The sequence below is a fragment of the Sphingobium sp. LMA1-1-1.1 genome, assembly GCF_040676365.1.
Classification (GTDB): Bacteria; Pseudomonadota; Alphaproteobacteria; order Sphingomonadales; family Sphingomonadaceae; genus Sphingobium.
The window spans coordinates 1-15,460 of sequence record NZ_JBEGHS010000003.1; the positions used below are offsets into that span (position 1 = coordinate 1).

The window sequence follows — 15,460 nt, forward strand, 5'->3', positions numbered from 1 at the left end:
ATACGCTCGACCAGTCCGCCAAGATGATTACCTATGAGCGCATGGGTTTCTGGGCAGCCGGCCCGCAGCGCTTCGATACCGCCGATGTGATGATGGTCTTCGGCAGCAACCCGCTGATCTCGCACGCATCGCTCAACTTCCTGATGTCAGACCCGGTCCGCACGATGAAGGCGGCGCGGGCGCGGGGCATGAAGCTCATCGTCATCGATCCCCGGCTGACCGAAACCGCGCGCTATGCCGACATCCATCTTCAGCCAATCCCGGGCCACGACGCGACGATCGCCGCGGGCATGATCCGCATGATCCTGGCCGAAGGCTGGGAAGACAAGGAATTCTGCGAGCGCTATGTCGGCCCCGAGGGCATGGCCGCGCTGCGCGAGGCGGTCGAGCCATTTAACGAGGAGATGGTGACGCACCGCGCAGGGTTGCCCGAGGGCCAGCTGCGCGCCGCCACCGAGATGTTCGCGCGCGATTCAAAGCGCGGGCCGGTTTCGACGGGGACGGGCAACAATTTCGGGCCGAACTCGAACGTGGCCCAGCATCTGGCAGACGCCATGAACGTCGTGTGCGGACGCTTCCTGCGCGAAGGGGACACCACGCTCGTCGAGATGCTCAGCCCCGAGGCGCCGATCTATCCCGAGGTGATCCCGCCCTCGCGCACCTGGGAGCATGTCCCGCCGAGCCGCATCCGCGGCGTTGGAACGCTGCTCAACCGCGAGGAAATGAGCGGAACGCTTCCCGACGAGATCCTCACCCCAGGCAAGGGACAGATCCGCGGCCTGCTGATCCAGGGCGGCAACCCCGTCGTTGCCATTCCGGGCCAGAAGAAAGTCGTTGAGGCGATGAAGTCGCTGGAACTCTCGGTGATGATCGACCCGTTCATGCACCAGACCTCGCAATATTGCGATTACATATTGCCGCCGAAAATGCCCTACGAGCGCGCGGACCTGCCGCTGACCATTCCCACCATCGTCTTCACCACCATCAACTGGATCCAGTATACGCCGGCCGCCGTGCCGCCGCCCGCGGGGTCCGAGCTGGTCGAGGACTGGCAGGTCTATACCGGCATCGCCAAGCGGCTCGGGCTGGAGATCGAATACAATCACACGACCAAGATCGACCTCGACACGGTGACCACCGACGACCTGCTTGCCATTCGCGCCGCCGACGGCCGGGTGAAGCTCGACGAGATGAAGCAATATCCGAGCGGCAATTCCTTCCCGTTCGCGTCCGAGCGGGTGGCGGCGCCTCGCCCGGAAGGCACGGCCAAATTCGACGTGATGCCCGCCGACGTGAGAGGCGAGCTCGAAGAGGCGCTGGCCTATGCCATCACGCCCGACAATATTGTCAGCAAGGGCAGGAAGTTCACCCACCTCGTCAGCTCCCGCCGGATGCGCCACATGTTCAACAGCGTCGGCACGATCGGCATGCCGAGCGTCCGGGCGAGGGCGAAGTTCAATCCGGCCTATATCCATCCGGCCGACATGGCTGAGCTGGGCATAGAGAATGGCGATCACATCGAACTGGAATCCGATGTCGGCAAGATCACCGCGATCGCCGAGGCGGACGGGACGATGCGTCCGGGCGTGATCTCGATCCCGCACGGCTTTGGTCCGGCCACCGGTGAGATGGACGAGGATGGCGGGGTCTCCATCGGTGCCCTCATCGTCGCCGATGAATTCTATCAGCGCGTCAACGCCATCCCACGGATGACCGCCATCCCCGTGAATGTCCGGCGCCTGAGCAGCAGGATTGTCGGGCACCAAACCGCAGAAGTGGAGTGAGCCATATGCATGAAATGCCCCCGCAACGGGGATCGGTGAAGATCAGATTTTGAATGCGGGCCGGGTTCGCCAGGTGGCCGGGATAGCAGTGCGATGACCATGGTGCCCCCAGCGCGTCGGCACAGCGCACGTCTGGTCGCCTGACGGAAGGGCAGGGCTCGCCCTTGAGGTGCGGTATAATTTAGGCCGCTATCCGCTGACGCGGTCGAGGACCACGCTTTTGTGTTGCGATGCGACGTCGTGGGAAACGATCCGGAGTTTTGCGCCAAATGGCTTCACAAGCATCGTCGTGGATTAGAGCGGTTTCGATCTGATTGAATCAGATCGCCGCTCTGGTTTCCTTGTTTTCCGCGATTTCTTAACCAGCGATCGGTTCCGATCGCTTGGAAATCGCTTTAACACGCGTCGTGCTGGAAGCTGGCACTCTTTCCACGTTTATTTGACACGTGTTGAAGGAACGAGGTGTCGGATCAAATACATCTGCCCATGCCATGCAAAGGGAGCGCTGTCGGCACGGGTCGACAAGGGCGATGTGCACCGGTCCCGCTCTATACCGTCCCTCAAACGATCAACGACCAGGCGATGGGCAGGAATACAGATGTCAGGATCGCATTGAGCGCCATGGCGAGTGCAGCAAATGCTCCGGCGGTCTTGTTGACCTGCAGCGCTCGAGCGGTGCCAATGCCATGACTGGCGATGCCCAGTGCAAAGCCGCGGGCTTCCCAATCGTCGATCTTCATGCGGTTCATCAAGACCGGTCCGGCAATTGCGCCAAAGATACCGGTGAGGATTACCAACACAGCTGTTAGTGCTTCAATTCCCCCGAGTTGCTCCACGATCGCCATTGCGACAGGTGCTGTTACCGACTTAGGGGAAATCGTGACAAGCGTTGCCCTGTCGGCACCGAGAGCCCAGGCAATGATGACTGCGCTTGCCGAAGCTGTCACTGATCCGACGAACAGGTTGACGAGGATCGCGCGCGCCGAACGTTTAAGCGTGTCGATCTGGCGATAAAGCGGAATGGCAAGCGCCACGGTAGCCGGCCCCAGCAGGAAATGGATGAATTTGGCGCCATCGAAATAAACGGGGTAGGTGGTGTTGGTCAGTGTCAGAACAGCAATCACGATCGCAATTGCCAGAAGGACAGGATTACAAGCAGAGTTCCGGCCGGACTTCTCATAGACCAAGCTACCGATTTGATATGCGATCAGCGTCAGGACGATATGTGGCAGCGGGCCTTTTACCAGATGGTCCCAGATGGTTTGCACGTCAGTCATTGGCGCCAGCGTCGTTGGCGGTTTGCGGAGACGCATGGCAATTCTTTCGACGGCCGCGGTTCAGCCTTGCCATCGTCGCAGCGGTTACGGCGATTGTCAGCAGGCTCGAACAGACGATGGCTGCGCCCAGAGGAAGCAGGTTTGCCTTCAGGATGGCGACGCTGCCCATGATGCCGACGCCTGCGGGCACGAACAGTAGTGAGAGATTGGACAGCAACGCATCTCCAGCCTTTTCGAGGTCTTCTGGCAGGTCGCCCCAGACAACGAGAAGTCCGAGCAGCAGGACCATGCCGAGCACGGGGCCGGGAAAGGAAATGCGGACGACTTGCACGACGACCTCACCGGCAAATTGGCAGGCGAGGATCAGCAGAAACCACTTCAACATGGGGCTTGAATCCATTGTTCAGACTTGACCGCGGCGGGTTGAGTCCAGGCTCTGCCGACTTGCAGGCCCCCGGAGTCCCCTCAACGACTTGTTTGCGAGCAGGAGGTGTCGCAAAGAATCTGGAACTAGATAGGCTTGTGCTTGCTGCTGGTCCAGGCCGCGCCCAAAAGTTCGTTGCTGGGCAGGCTGTTATCCAGAACCTTGCGGGCAGTTTCTACACCCGCGATCGGCAGGCTTGCCGGGTCAAGCAAGCCGATCTGCACGAGTACGGATGCTTGATCCCAGTAGATGTGCTCATGCGCGACTTTGCCATCCCTGAAGTTCACGATAGCGACCATGGCAATTTCGACGGGCTTGCCGGTCGGTGCAATGCCCGGCAACATCCAGTCGATCTGTGAACTGTGCGTGAAGCTGAAAATCATCTCGTCGACGATCTGGCTTGCGCCCACCGTCCTGCTGACGAGGGTCAATTTCGTGTCGTCAGGATTGCCGCCAATGAAATGATATCGATAAAAGCGCTTCAGTGCATCGTGCCCCACGCCCCCTGCGAGAGTGGGTATGTGGTTGACATAGGGTTCGGCAACCATCGTCGCCATCGTTGCGTCGACATCACGCGTATCGAACTCGTAGCTGCAATGTTCCTCCCAGAGCGCAATCATTTCTTCAGTGGTCATAAACCTGCATCCTGCAAAAGATCGGCATCAAGAGTTCGAAAGAGCGACGACCTCGTCAACGGCCAAATGGCGCGCCGTCTCATTGGATGAGAAGCCCCCGTCACACAGTGTAGCCGCGCCCGGATCACTCAGGATTGCGGGCTGTAAGCCACTGCCCTGATCATGATCCCCTGATGCGGGTGCATGAATTCGTTGACGCCGACCGTGGTGCGGGTCGGGCCGTCGGGTGGAAAGAAGGTGGCGTAAACTTCGTTGTAGACGCCATAGGCGGACATGTCGGTCAGATAGGCGTGAAGATCGACGATATCCGAGATGCTGGAGCCCACATCGTTCAGCATCTCGGCGAGCGAATTGAGGATGTAGCGGGTCTGTTCACGGAAATCGATGTCGAAGGTGCCATCTTCGTTGAAGCGGACGCCTTCGAAGCTGTTGTCCTCGCGGCGGGCGCTGGTGCCGGAAATGAAGATGAAATTGTCCACGCGCTTGAGGTGCGGATAGTTGCCGAGCGGCCTTGCACGGCCTCCGAAGATCTTGCTTTGCGAGAACAGGTGGCGCTCCACGCTTTTGGAGGTTTCACGCAGGCGATTCTTCACTTCGATCACGCGGTCGTCATCGAGCCGTGAGGCGGGCGCCGAAAGCGCGATCGCGGCAATTACCCTGCCGCTCGAATTGTGTAACGGGACCGCGACGGACCGAAGACCGTCTTCCCATTCACCATCGTCGACCGCGTAGCCGCGATCTGCAATCCGGTTCAGTTCGGCGGTCATGGCCTCGGGCGAGGTGATCGTGTTTTCGGTGAACTTCACGAGTTCGAGGTTGGCGGCAAAGGCCTTGCGCTGTGTTTCACCCATTGCCGCAAGGAACACTTTGCCCCCGGCAGTACAGTGCAGGGGGAAGGGGCGGCCGACGTCCTGATTGATCAGCAGCGATCTGTCGGGCAGCGCAATCGTGGAATTCATCGCCTCGTTGCCGACGCGGACTACGCAATGCAGCGCTTCGCGGAATTCGAGAGCCAGCTCCTCAAGGTGCGGCTGGATCGCGTCGAGTAGAATGGTGTCGCCGTCGACCTTGCCACCCAGATCCGAAAGCGTCGGACCAAGCTGAAACCGTCCGTTGCGCGTCCGCACGATCGCGCCTTCGCTCTCCAGCGTCAGCAGGAAGCGATGCACGGTTGCAAGATTGGAGCCCGTGGCCTGCGCGATCTCCGTGGCTGACACGTCCCGGCCCATCGATGCGATGGTCCTGAGGAGGGCGAATGCCTTTCCTACGGAGCTGTTTTTGGGGGTTAGAAGGGGGCCGCGAATGATGTGCTTCCTTTGAAAGAACGGACGTAAAACTGCCGCTGCGGCATATCAGCGGGCTAGGTGACGCGCAAGTTGCTGAGGCACCTGGCGGGAACGCCGGAATCGCCGCGAAAAGCTGCCAACAGTTGCGTTGACATAACTGAAGCATGATGGCACGATCTCAATGCATAATCTAATTATCTCATTTAGTAAGATATGCTTTTGGAGTCGGAGGGAGCTGGGGTTTCTGAGGTTCGGGTCAGCACATCAATAGTCGTTTGTTGGGAGTGTCTCCGAGCAAGAGGCATGAGCCGGACGTGACCGTCCGCGGCGCAAGCGGCCAATCGGGCGCAACGCTGAAATGTGCTGCAGGATCGCCAGGGAATTCCCCCGATGCCGGACTTGGAATCAAAGGAGTTCACCATGAGTTCAATTCTTCAGGAATTTGTCCAGGCGTTGAAGTCGAGGAAGGTCGAGATCATCGACATGAGCCATACGCTGCAACCCGCTACCCCGGTCATCCAACTGCCGGAACCGTTCAACCAGACGCTGCCGTTCCGCATCGAGGAAATCTCCAACTTCGATGAACGCGGCCCCAACTGGTACTGGAACAACATCCATCTGGGCGAACATACCGGTACGCACTTTGACGCGCCGATCCACTGGATCACCGGCCGCGACTATCCCGACGGCTCGGTGGACAAGATCCCCGCCGAGAAGCTGATCGCGCCGGCCATCGTCATCGACGTCACCGCCAAGGTCGATGCCGACGACGAATATCTGATGACGCTGGACGACGTGAAGGAATGGGAAGACGAACACGGCATGATCCCGGAAGGTGCCTGGGTTCTCGTGCGCACCGGCTGGCAGTCTCGCTATCCGACCGAGAAGTTCCTGGACAACAGCCGCTGGCCCGGCCAGCACCCTGACGTTCCGGGCTTCCTCGCGCATGAGCGCAAGGTGATCGGTGTCGGCACCGAACCGGTGGGCACCGATGCCGGTGCGGCCCATTCGTTTGAAACCCGCTGGCCTTGCCACCACCACATGCACGGCACCAACCGTTACGGTCTTTCGAGCCTTGCCAACATGGACAAGCTCCCGGCGACCGGCGCCGTGTTGATCACGCCGCCGCTGAAGATCATCAAGGGTTCGGGCAGCCCCTGCCGCGTGCTGGCACTGGTCGAGCGTTAAGATCTGTCTCCTCCTCGCGGGTTTGCCGCGGGGAGGAGAATTGGCGGTTCACGGCGGCTTCAAGCCGCTGCCGGATCAAAGCCGAAAAAGAGCCCAGGCGCTATGGCGTGCCTGGGCTCTTTTTACTTCCTGCAACAACTGCCGGAGGAGGGCTTCAGGCCAAAGGAGGCTCGGCCTTCGTGACTCCGGCGACGCCCCAATTTTCGGGTTCGACCTCGGAGAGGATGACCCGAACCTGCACGGGTTGGACCTCAAGCGTGGCCACGATCGCGTCCGTCACGCGCGAGATCAGCAGTTTGCGATCTTCGGACGATCTGCCCTTGAGGATCTGGATGCTGGCGATCGGCATGGCTTGTCCTGGCGCTTTGGGGGCTCTGTCGGAATGCAGCCTTGCCGGCCTGCATTTCCCTGTTGCCCTGCCTGACAGCAAAAGGCCCGGAAAGCGTTTCTGCTTTCCGGGCCTTGATGGTCAGAAACCGATGGCGGCTATGCCAGCCATGGCGGCCAACTCATCATTGTCGCTGAGGTCGCCGGTAACCCCGACCGCGCCGACGACTTCCTTGTCGGCGTTGCGGATCAGCAGGCCACCCGCAGCAGGGACGATGCCGCCCGGGCTGATCATGCCCAGCGAATTGACGAAAGTGGGCCGCTCGGCTGCCATTTCGTTCAGGGCACGCGAGGACAGGCCAAGGGCGAGCGCCCCATTGGCCTTGCCGATCGCGATCTGCGGACGCAGGTTGGAGGAATTGTCTTCGCGCGCCAGGGCAAGCAGATGGCCACCGGGATCGAGCACGGCGACCGTCAGCGGCTGAAGGTTGCGCGCGCGGCCATCCTTCAGCGTTGCGTCGACCAGGGCTTGTGCCTGAGCGAGAGTGATACTGCGTCCTGCCATTGATATACCTTTGCAAAATCGGGATTTGAACGAGGAGTGCCTTCAGGCGTGAGCCGGCACCAGCGAGTTCAGCTGTCGCAGGCGCAGCGGCGGATAGATGATCAGGCACATTGCCAGGGTCGTGAAACCCTCGATCGGCAGGATGCCCGACAGCACATAATGCGACATGAATACGGCTGCGATGAGGGTGGCGACACCCGACCAGTTGACGGCTTCCGCGTTCGCCACCTTCGTCGCCAGATCGTTGTCGAACATGCGGCGGACGATGTAGAAATCTGCGACGATGATCCCGGCAAAGGCCGTGGTCAGCACGCCCAGCATCGTCACCCATGAATTGATCAGTTCGAGCAGATTGCCATAGATCATGAGCAGGCCCATGATGTTGCCGAGGATCACGAAGGCGAGGCGGCCGGGGCGGAAGCTGAGGGCGTCGAACAGGTTCGAAAGCGAAAGCGAGGCGCTGTAGGTGTTGAGCACCTGCGTCTTGCCCTGGGCGAGAACGAGCAGGAGCGCGCCCATCGTCCCGCCGAGCACGACGAAGGCTGCTGTGATGCTATCCGGGCTCTGGAGAGCGGCATGCCGCGCAGCTTCGACCGTCAGTCCCTGAACCTGGGTGTAGAACTGGATCAGGGCAGGGCCGCCAGCATAAAGGATCACGCCGCCGGTCACCATCATCACAAGGTCCATCGCGATGTTGCCCATCAGGGCGGCAATGCCGATGTCGACCGAGCGACGCGCATAGCGGCCAAGGTCGGCATCGAACAGGGAGAGCGCTCCGGCCGAGCCGATCAGGACGTTGATGGCGAAGATGAACTTTGCCTTGTCCGTGGCCGCGCCCATCTTCTCAAGCGCCTCGGGCGGGAACTGCGAGCCGAAGGAAAGCAGTTCGCCGACGGTGTAATGGCTGCCCGCAACCGCCACATACATGACGTAGGCGAGGACCAGCAGCGAGAGGATCAGCGAGATCGAGGAGACCTTGGCCACGAGCTTGAAGCCATAGGCCGTAAGCAGGATCCACAGCAGCGTCATGCCGCCATAGATCAGGATCTTGGTCGTGACCGTGTCCTCGAGTTGGAAGTAGAACACGAAGCCGTGATAGAGCAGCGCATTTTCGAGGGCGAGAAAGCCGATGATCATGAACGCGTAAATGAGCGATGAGATCACCGAACCTTGCCGACCGAAGCCGTAGAAGCGCGAAAGGACCGTGCTGGACAGGCCCGAGCGATAGGCGATGTGACCGCAGGCCCAGCCAAGCAGCGCGCCGAGTATCGTCACGATCGCTCCGGCGATCAGGCCGATCTTGATGCCCGCCACAAAGGTCACCAGGGCGCCGAAGAAGATCTGGACCAGGGAGACCACCATGCCGGTCGTGTTCCATGTGAGCGACAACCATCCCTGGCGCAGTTCCACCGGGACCGGTTCCAGGGCGTGGTCCTCAATCTGTTCCGAAACACTTTCGTGGGTCATGTCTAATTCGCCTCTCGCGATGCGTCTCTGGGACGGGCGGACAGGGATCGCACGTTGCGGTGCATCGTGCGGGGCAAGCAATCGTTTCGAGCCGCTGCTGCAATCTCGCGGTAGACTGGCGTGACCAGACCCGGCCGAGGGTCGATGACTCCACTCCCGGAAGAATCGGCCTGAGAGCCTTGCAACCGGACTTTCCCGGCCTTGCTCGCGCCCTTGCAGCTTCGGTTTCAAATCTTCAATATTAAGATATAAATTTTCTTTGATGGGATATAATGATGTTGCAATCTGGCGTCAAGCGGACCTGAAAGTGTCAAAAATGCTGAGATTTCAGTAGGAAATGAAGGTGACGCTCTGTTGCCTGACCTCACTCTCCAAATGGCATCGTGACCCATCGGATCGCCAAAAGCGCGGGCCGGCCCTGTTGACTGCCGGCCAAAGCCGTGTAAGGTTGTTCTCACAGATTACGAGTTCATTCTCTCATTCTTTGAGATTTGTAAGGAGCCAGTGGTTATGTCGGGAGAAGGCAAGATTGTCGCGGGGTTTGTTGCACCTCATCCGCCCCATCTGGTCTATGCTGAAAATCCGCCGCAGAACGAGCCCCGCTCGGAAGGTGGCTGGGAAACGCTTCGTTGGGCATATGACCACGTTCGCCGCGCAATCGACGAACTGAAGCCCGATGTCCTGCTGGTCCATTCACCGCACTGGATTACGCAGGTCGGCCATCATTTCCTGGGCGTTAAGGATCTGAAGGGGAAATCGGTCGATCCGATCTTCCCGAACCTGTTCCGCTACAATTTCGACATGCAGATCGATGTGGATCTGGCCGAGGCTTGCTGTGCGGAAGCCGAAGCGGCCGGCCTGGTGTCTCAGATGATGCGCAATCCCAATTTTCGCGTCGACTATGGCACGATCACCACGCTGCACATGGTTCGCCCACAGTGGGATATTCCTGTCGTCGGCATCTCGGCGAACAATTCGCCTTATTATCTGCAGCTTGGCGAAGGCATGGAGCAGATGGAGCGCCTGGGCGTGGCAACGCGTGAGGCTATTCGGAAGAGCGGAAAGCGGGCCGTGTTGCTCGCCTCGAATACCTTCTCACACTATCACTTCAAGGAAGAGCCGGTTCCGCCGGAAGATATGAGCCGCGAACACCCGGAAAGATATGACGGGTACAAGTGGGACGTCCGCATGATCAACCTGATGCGCGAGGGCAAGATCCGCGAAGTCATGGACCTCTTCCCGCAGTGGGTCGATGAGGCCTTCGCCGAAGTGAAATCCGGCGCGTTCCCGTGGATGATGTCAGCGATGGATTACCCCACCATCCCGGCCGTGCTGCACGGATATGGTTCGGTCATCGGGACAGGCAACGCGGTCATGGAATGGCGTCTCGCCGCCTGACCCCTGGTTCCTTGGAGGTTTATGAAATGAGCATTGTTTCCGCGTTTCTCATCCCGGGTAACCCATTGCCGTTCCTTCGTCCCGACAATCCGCCGTGGGCGGCCCTGGCAGAGGGCGCGCGGGCAGCCGGCAAGGCACTGGCTGAATCCAGGCCTGATGTTCTGCTCATCTATTCAACCCAATGGATGGCGGTGCTGGATCAGCTTTGGCAGGCACGCGAACACAGCACTGATATCCATGTGGATGAGAACTGGTACGCCTTTGGCGATCTGCAGGCCAATCTCAGGGCCGATGTGGACCTGGTCCACGCCTGCGTCGAGGCCGCCGTTGCTGCAGGTATCAAGTCGAAGGCTGTAGATTATGACGGTTTCCCGATCGATACGGGAACTATCGTCGCCACCGGTTTCGTCAACCCGACCGGTGAGATCAAGGCAGTGGCCGCAGCGAACAATCTCTATCACGATTTTGCCATGACCGAAAAACTGGCAAAGCTGGCCGCCGAGCAAGCCGAATTGCAGGGCAAGCGGGTGGCGGTGCTTGCCGTCGGCGGGTTGTCAGGCAAATATATCGACGAAAAGATCGACATCGCTGCTGACCATTTCGGCGGCGAGAATGACGACGTGCACAACCGGAAACTTCTGTCGCTCATGGAAGCGGGGGACGTGGCAGCGTTGCGAGCCTGGCTGCCCGACTATGCCAAGGCGACGGGCGCCGACATGGGCATGAAGCATCTTGCGTGGATTCTCGGAGCCACAGGCGGCTTCCGCGGGGCCAAAACGCTGGCCTATGGGCCGACCTATGGTGCGGGCGCTGCGGTGGTTCAATTCGAACTATAAGCCTTTTTGCAACTTGATAAGCTGAATCGGTGCATCGGATGTCTAATACCCAATATCGAAACTTCGTTGGTGGCCAGTTCGTGGCAACCAACCGCAGCTTCGAAGATATCAATCCGGCGACAGGCAAGGTCTACGCTGAAGTTCACGAGGCCGGAGCCGACCTCGTGGACGAAGCCGCCGACCATGCCCGGAAGGCGCTCAAGGGGGATTGGGGCAAGACCACTCCCGAGCAGCGTGCCGCCTTGCTGGACAAGATCGCTGACGGGATCGAGCGCCGCTTCCAGGACTTCCTTGAAGCCGAGGTTCATGACACCGGCAAGCCGGCATCGCTGGCATCCACGCTGGACGTGCCACGGGGCGCTGCAAACTTCCGCGCGTTCTCCTCCATGATCCGCACCACCGGCGGTGAGGTTTTCGAGACCCCGACGCCGGACGGATCGATTGCGCTGAACTACACCCAGCGTCGTCCGCTCGGCACCGTCGGCGTCATTTCGCCATGGAACCTGCCGCTGCTGCTGTTTTCGTGGAAGGTCGCTCCGGCGCTCGCCTGCGGCAATGCGATCATTGCCAAGCCTTCCGAAGAAACGCCGGGCACGGCAACGTTGCTGGCTGAGGTCATTGCCGAAGCGGGTGTGCCGGACGGCGTGTTCAACCTCGTCCACGGCTTCGGTGCGAATTCCGCGGGCGAAGCAATCGTCCGGTCGTCGAAGGTCAATGGCATTACCTTTACCGGCGAATCCGGGACCGGTGCAACGATCATGCGGCAGGCTGCCGAGGGCGTGCGTCCCGTATCGTTCGAACTGGGCGGCAAGAATGCGGCCATCGTTTTCGCGGACTGCGATTTCGAAGAGACGGTCGCTGGCGTCGCGCGGTCGAGCTTCCTGAATACCGGGCAGGTCTGCATGTGCACCGAGCGCGTGTATGTCGAGCGGCCGATCTACGAGAAGTTTGTGGCTGCCCTGACCGCGCATGCCAAGGGGATGCGCATTGGCGATCCGTGGGCCAAGGATACCCAGCTTGGCCCGGTGATCTCGCAGAAGCACCGCGAGAAGATTCTCGGTTACATGGCTCTCGCCCGCGAGGAAGGGGCAGAAGTGATGACCGGGGGCGGTATCCACGCTGCGAGCGAAAGCCTTGGTGGGTGGTTCATCGAGCCGACCGTGTGGACCGGCCTCGCGCAGGATTCGCGCTGCATGCAGGAAGAAGTCTTTGGGCCGGTCTGCAACGTGCTGCCCTTCGACACCGAAGAAGAAGCCGTCATGCTCGCCAATGACAGCAAATATGGCCTCGTCTCGGCCGTGTGGACTTCGAACCTCAAGCGTGGGCATCGCGTTGCGGCGCAGATCGACGTCGGGATCGTCTGGCTGAACGCCTGGTTCCTGCGTGACCTGAGGACGCCTTTCGGCGGCACGAAGCTGTCCGGCCTCGGCCGCGAAGGCGGGCATCATTCGCTCGACTTCTACTCCGAACTCAAGAATATTTGCGTGAAGCTATGACCAACATGATTGAAAAAGCCGCAGAATTGCTGCGCAATGCCGAGGCGGCAAAGAGCCCGTGCGCGCCGGTGAGGACGTTCCTTCCTGCGGACGATCTTGCCGCTGCCTACGAAGTGCAGAAGATCAATGCCCAGCTTGCCGTGTCCGCCGGGCGCCGGATTTCGGGCAAGAAAATCGGTCTGACTTCGGCTGCGGTGCAGAGGCAGCTTGGCGTGAACCAGCCCGACTATGGCGTGCTCTTTGCCGACATGGAAGCGCCCAGCGGCGCGAGCATTGCTTTTGAGCAGGTTCTTCAGCCCAAGGTCGAGGCGGAAGTCGCTTTGGTGATCGGCAAGGAACTTCGTCATGCGGATACGACGCTGGCGGAACTGATCGGTGCGGTGGAATTCGTTCTTCCGGCTCTGGAAATCGTCGGCAGCCGCATCGCCAACTGGGATATCTCGATCGTCGACACCATTGCCGACAACGCTTCATGCGGCGCATATGTCCTTGGGCACCGGCCCGTGAAGCTGGCAGATGTGGACCTCGGAATGTGCGGGATGGCACTGTCCAATCGTGGCGAGCCGGTTTCCGTCGGAGCAGGGCTCGCATGCTTGGGTCATCCACTGAACGCCGCTCTGTGGTTGGCAAGGACCATGGCGAAGGTCGAGCAGCCGCTCCAGCCCGGAGACGTCGTGCTTACCGGTGCTCTGGGGCCGATGGTGCCGGTAAAGGCCGGCGAGACTTACGAAGCCGACATCAACGGCTTGGGCAGCGTTTCGGTGAATTTCCTGCCGGCCGCTGGATGAAAATGTTTGAGTGCTTCCCTCCAGCCAGCGCTCCTGAGAAGGTGTCGAGCGGGGAAATGAAGTTGCAGTGTTTTGAGGAGCAGAGTTTTGGTCGATATTGATGCAATGGCCGAGGCAGTGGACACTGCCGCGCTTCATGCTCGACCCATCGGTCAGCTTGGCGATGCGTTGAGCGTCGAAGATGCCTACCGCATCCAGGCCCGCTCGATCGAGCGTCGCATCGCTCGTGGCGAACGCCGGGTCGGCGTGAAGATGGGCTTCACCAGCCGCGCGAAGATGGTTCAGATGGGCGTGTCCGACCTCATCTGGGGCCGCCTGACCGATGCGATGCGCGTGGACGACGGCGGCACCATCGAAATGGAGCGCTACGTGCACCCACGCTGCGAGCCGGAAATCGCGTTCCTGATCGGCAAGGAAATTGCTGGCCCGATCACACTTCTGGAAGCCCAGAATGCGGTTGAAGCGATCGCGCCTGCAATCGAGATCATCGATTCCCGCTACGAAGGATTCAAGTTTACATGGACTGACGTCGTGGCCGACAACGCCTCTTCCTCAGGCTTTGTCGTGGGGTCGTGGCATCGCCGGATCGACGACATCACCAACCTGGGCATGGTGATGCGCTTCGATGGCAAGCCGGTGCAGGTCGGTTCGAGCGCTGCGATCCTTGGCCAGCCCTATCGCGCATTGGCTGATGCCTCGCGCCTCGTGGCCCTGGCCGGAGAGCGCCTGATGCCCGGTGACATCGTGCTGGCTGGCGCAGCGACCTCGGCCGAGGCCCTGCGGCCCGGTGTAAGCGTTTCCCTTGGCGTGCAGAACCTCGGTACTGCCGAATTCCAGGTAGCAAAATGACTGTAGAAACTATCAAGAGCAAGGCAGCCGCTGTTGCCGGTGTAAAAGCGCCTGAGGCAGCTGTCATCAGCGAACTCGCTGTACCTCGCGGTGCCTTTCCGCACTACCGGCGGGCCGGCGATCTGGTCTTCGTGTCCGGCACAAGCTCGCGCCGCCAGGACGGTACCTTCGAAGGAGCCGAAGTTGACGCAATGGGCGTCACGAAGCTGGATATCAAGGAGCAAAGCCGTGCCGTGATCCGGAACATCGGCGAGATCCTCAAGCATGCCGGCCTTGCGCTGAGCGACGTCGTCGAGGTCAGCGTGTTCCTTGTCAACATGAACGATTTTGGTGGTTTCAACGAAGTTTGGGCGGAATTTTTCAGCGAGAATGGGCCGACCCGGACGACCGTTGCCGTCCACCAGCTGCCGCACCCGCTGCTGCTGGTCGAGATGAAGGCGATCGCCTTCGACCCGAAGTGAACTGAGGTGGCAAAGACCGGAACATGATCGTCCGGTCTTTGCCAGATTGCATTTTCCGGTGAGCCATGCGGCAAAGCCGAGAGGAGGTTTCAGATGGGACGCGAAGAGGTCATCCGGTCTTATCTCCAGGCGATGGAGAATGGCGACATGGCAGCGACGCTTGCCTGTTTCGCCTTGGGCGCGACTGTCAAGTCACCGGTCTATGGCAGCATGCCGGTCGAGCCGTTTTACGAACGGCTCTACGGTGATACGACCAGTGCGAAAGTGGATATTATCAATATCTACGGTTCAGTGGCCAATGAGAATGCTTGGGCCGCACATTTTGACTATAAGTGGACGCGGAAGGACGGCCAGTCACTGGCATCCAGTCTTGTAGATCTTTTTACGTTCGATGAAACCTTGGGGAAAATCGAGCATCTGGAGATAATATTTGATCGCGGGGCGATGAAATAACTCCTTTTTTTCTGAAGGTTGCTTGATTTTTACGGCTCGACAGAGCCGAATGCTATCGCTCGACTAAAAAAGAGAAATGGCGCTTGCGGGTGTCGCAGCCAGAACCCGAAGTTTTGGACAGGCGAATGCGAAAGCTGTGCGCTCCGGCTCGTGGGGGGCGTCGTCAGTCACGCCCGTGAAGTTGACGACGACGTCTGCCTGACCCACTGTTCCGTATCCATCGGAG

16 protein-coding genes are annotated in these 15,460 nt (G+C 60.0%); 9 read left to right on the forward strand and 7 right to left on the reverse strand.

Annotated features, from left to right (window positions below; genetic code table 11):
* A partial coding sequence (locus MRBLMA1_RS05775) for a molybdopterin-containing oxidoreductase family protein (protein ID WP_363735594.1) occupies window positions 1–1,784 on the forward strand: 1,784 nt, incomplete at its 5' end.
* A 560-nt stretch (window positions 1,785–2,344) separates the two neighbouring features.
* Here the strand turns inward: MRBLMA1_RS05775 and MRBLMA1_RS05780 are convergent.
* The 4 genes from MRBLMA1_RS05780 to MRBLMA1_RS05795 form a co-directional block, all read right to left on the reverse strand.
* Window positions 2,345–3,097 carry an LrgB family protein gene (locus tag MRBLMA1_RS05780; protein WP_363735595.1) on the reverse strand — a complete coding sequence of 251 codons (753 nt, stop codon included), beginning with the start codon at window positions 3,095–3,097 and terminating at the stop codon, window positions 2,345–2,347.
* On the reverse strand, window positions 3,054–3,446 hold the full coding sequence (locus MRBLMA1_RS05785) for a CidA/LrgA family protein (RefSeq protein ID WP_363735596.1): 393 nt from the start codon (window positions 3,444–3,446) through the stop codon (window positions 3,054–3,056). Before MRBLMA1_RS05785 ends, MRBLMA1_RS05780 begins: the two co-directional genes overlap by 44 nt.
* Before the next feature lie 125 nt (window positions 3,447–3,571).
* Window positions 3,572–4,120 carry an ester cyclase gene (locus MRBLMA1_RS05790; RefSeq protein WP_363735597.1) on the reverse strand — a complete coding sequence of 183 codons (549 nt, stop codon included), beginning with the start codon at window positions 4,118–4,120 and terminating at the stop codon, window positions 3,572–3,574.
* Window positions 4,121–4,248: 128 nt separating this feature from the next.
* Window positions 4,249–5,427 carry an IclR family transcriptional regulator domain-containing protein gene (locus MRBLMA1_RS05795; RefSeq protein WP_363735694.1) on the reverse strand — a complete coding sequence of 393 codons (1,179 nt, stop codon included), beginning with the start codon at window positions 5,425–5,427 and terminating at the stop codon, window positions 4,249–4,251.
* 369 nt (window positions 5,428–5,796) lie between these two features.
* Here MRBLMA1_RS05795 and MRBLMA1_RS05800 point away from each other — a divergent pair, with 369 nt between their 5' ends.
* Complete coding sequence (locus MRBLMA1_RS05800) at window positions 5,797–6,594, forward strand: cyclase family protein (protein ID WP_363735598.1); 798 nt, start codon at window positions 5,797–5,799, stop codon at window positions 6,592–6,594.
* A 154-nt stretch (window positions 6,595–6,748) separates the two neighbouring features.
* On the opposite strand, the gene MRBLMA1_RS05805 is transcribed toward MRBLMA1_RS05800, so the two are convergent.
* The 3 genes from MRBLMA1_RS05805 to MRBLMA1_RS05815 form a co-directional block, all read right to left on the reverse strand.
* Window positions 6,749–6,943 (reverse strand): tautomerase family protein, encoded by a 195-nt coding sequence (locus MRBLMA1_RS05805; protein ID WP_133651602.1) that lies wholly within the window; start codon window positions 6,941–6,943, stop codon window positions 6,749–6,751.
* A gap of 120 nt (window positions 6,944–7,063) precedes the next feature.
* A complete protein-coding gene (locus MRBLMA1_RS05810; protein WP_133651603.1) occupies window positions 7,064–7,486 on the reverse strand; it encodes a GlcG/HbpS family heme-binding protein in 423 nt (140 codons plus the stop codon).
* A 42-nt stretch (window positions 7,487–7,528) separates the two neighbouring features.
* Window positions 7,529–8,953 carry a purine-cytosine permease family protein gene (locus MRBLMA1_RS05815; RefSeq protein WP_363735599.1) on the reverse strand — a complete coding sequence of 475 codons (1,425 nt, stop codon included), beginning with the start codon at window positions 8,951–8,953 and terminating at the stop codon, window positions 7,529–7,531.
* Between the two features lie 510 nt (window positions 8,954–9,463).
* Between MRBLMA1_RS05815 and MRBLMA1_RS05820 the strand changes: the two genes are divergently transcribed.
* The 7 genes from MRBLMA1_RS05820 to MRBLMA1_RS05850 all read left to right on the forward strand — a co-directional run bounded on the left by MRBLMA1_RS05820 (window position 9,464) and on the right by MRBLMA1_RS05850 (window position 15,234).
* A complete protein-coding gene (locus MRBLMA1_RS05820) occupies window positions 9,464–10,351 on the forward strand; it encodes a tRNA U-34 5-methylaminomethyl-2-thiouridine biosynthesis protein (RefSeq protein WP_133651605.1) in 888 nt (295 codons plus the stop codon).
* A 26-nt stretch (window positions 10,352–10,377) separates the two neighbouring features.
* Window positions 10,378–11,187, forward strand: a complete 810-nt coding sequence (locus MRBLMA1_RS05825) for a tRNA U-34 5-methylaminomethyl-2-thiouridine biosynthesis protein (RefSeq protein ID WP_363735600.1) — start codon at window positions 10,378–10,380, stop codon at window positions 11,185–11,187.
* A 38-nt stretch (window positions 11,188–11,225) separates the two neighbouring features.
* Window positions 11,226–12,683: a 2-hydroxymuconic semialdehyde dehydrogenase gene (locus tag MRBLMA1_RS05830; protein ID WP_363735601.1), complete on the forward strand. Its 1,458-nt coding sequence runs from the start codon at window positions 11,226–11,228 to the stop codon at window positions 12,681–12,683.
* On the forward strand, window positions 12,680–13,471 hold the full coding sequence (gene mhpD / locus MRBLMA1_RS05835) for a 2-keto-4-pentenoate hydratase (RefSeq protein WP_363735602.1): 792 nt from the start codon (window positions 12,680–12,682) through the stop codon (window positions 13,469–13,471). Before MRBLMA1_RS05830 ends, mhpD begins: the two co-directional genes overlap by 4 nt.
* Window positions 13,472–13,558: 87 nt before the next feature.
* Entirely contained in the window at window positions 13,559–14,320 is a 762-nt protein-coding gene (locus tag MRBLMA1_RS05840; RefSeq protein WP_363735603.1) for a 2-keto-4-pentenoate hydratase, read from the forward strand.
* A complete protein-coding gene (locus MRBLMA1_RS05845; RefSeq protein WP_133651608.1) occupies window positions 14,317–14,781 on the forward strand; it encodes a RidA family protein in 465 nt (154 codons plus the stop codon). The genes MRBLMA1_RS05840 and MRBLMA1_RS05845 overlap by 4 nt, the downstream gene beginning before the upstream one ends.
* A gap of 93 nt (window positions 14,782–14,874) precedes the next feature.
* Window positions 14,875–15,234, forward strand: a complete 360-nt coding sequence (locus MRBLMA1_RS05850; protein WP_133651609.1) for a nuclear transport factor 2 family protein — start codon at window positions 14,875–14,877, stop codon at window positions 15,232–15,234.
* Window positions 15,235–15,460: the final 226 nt, after the last annotated feature.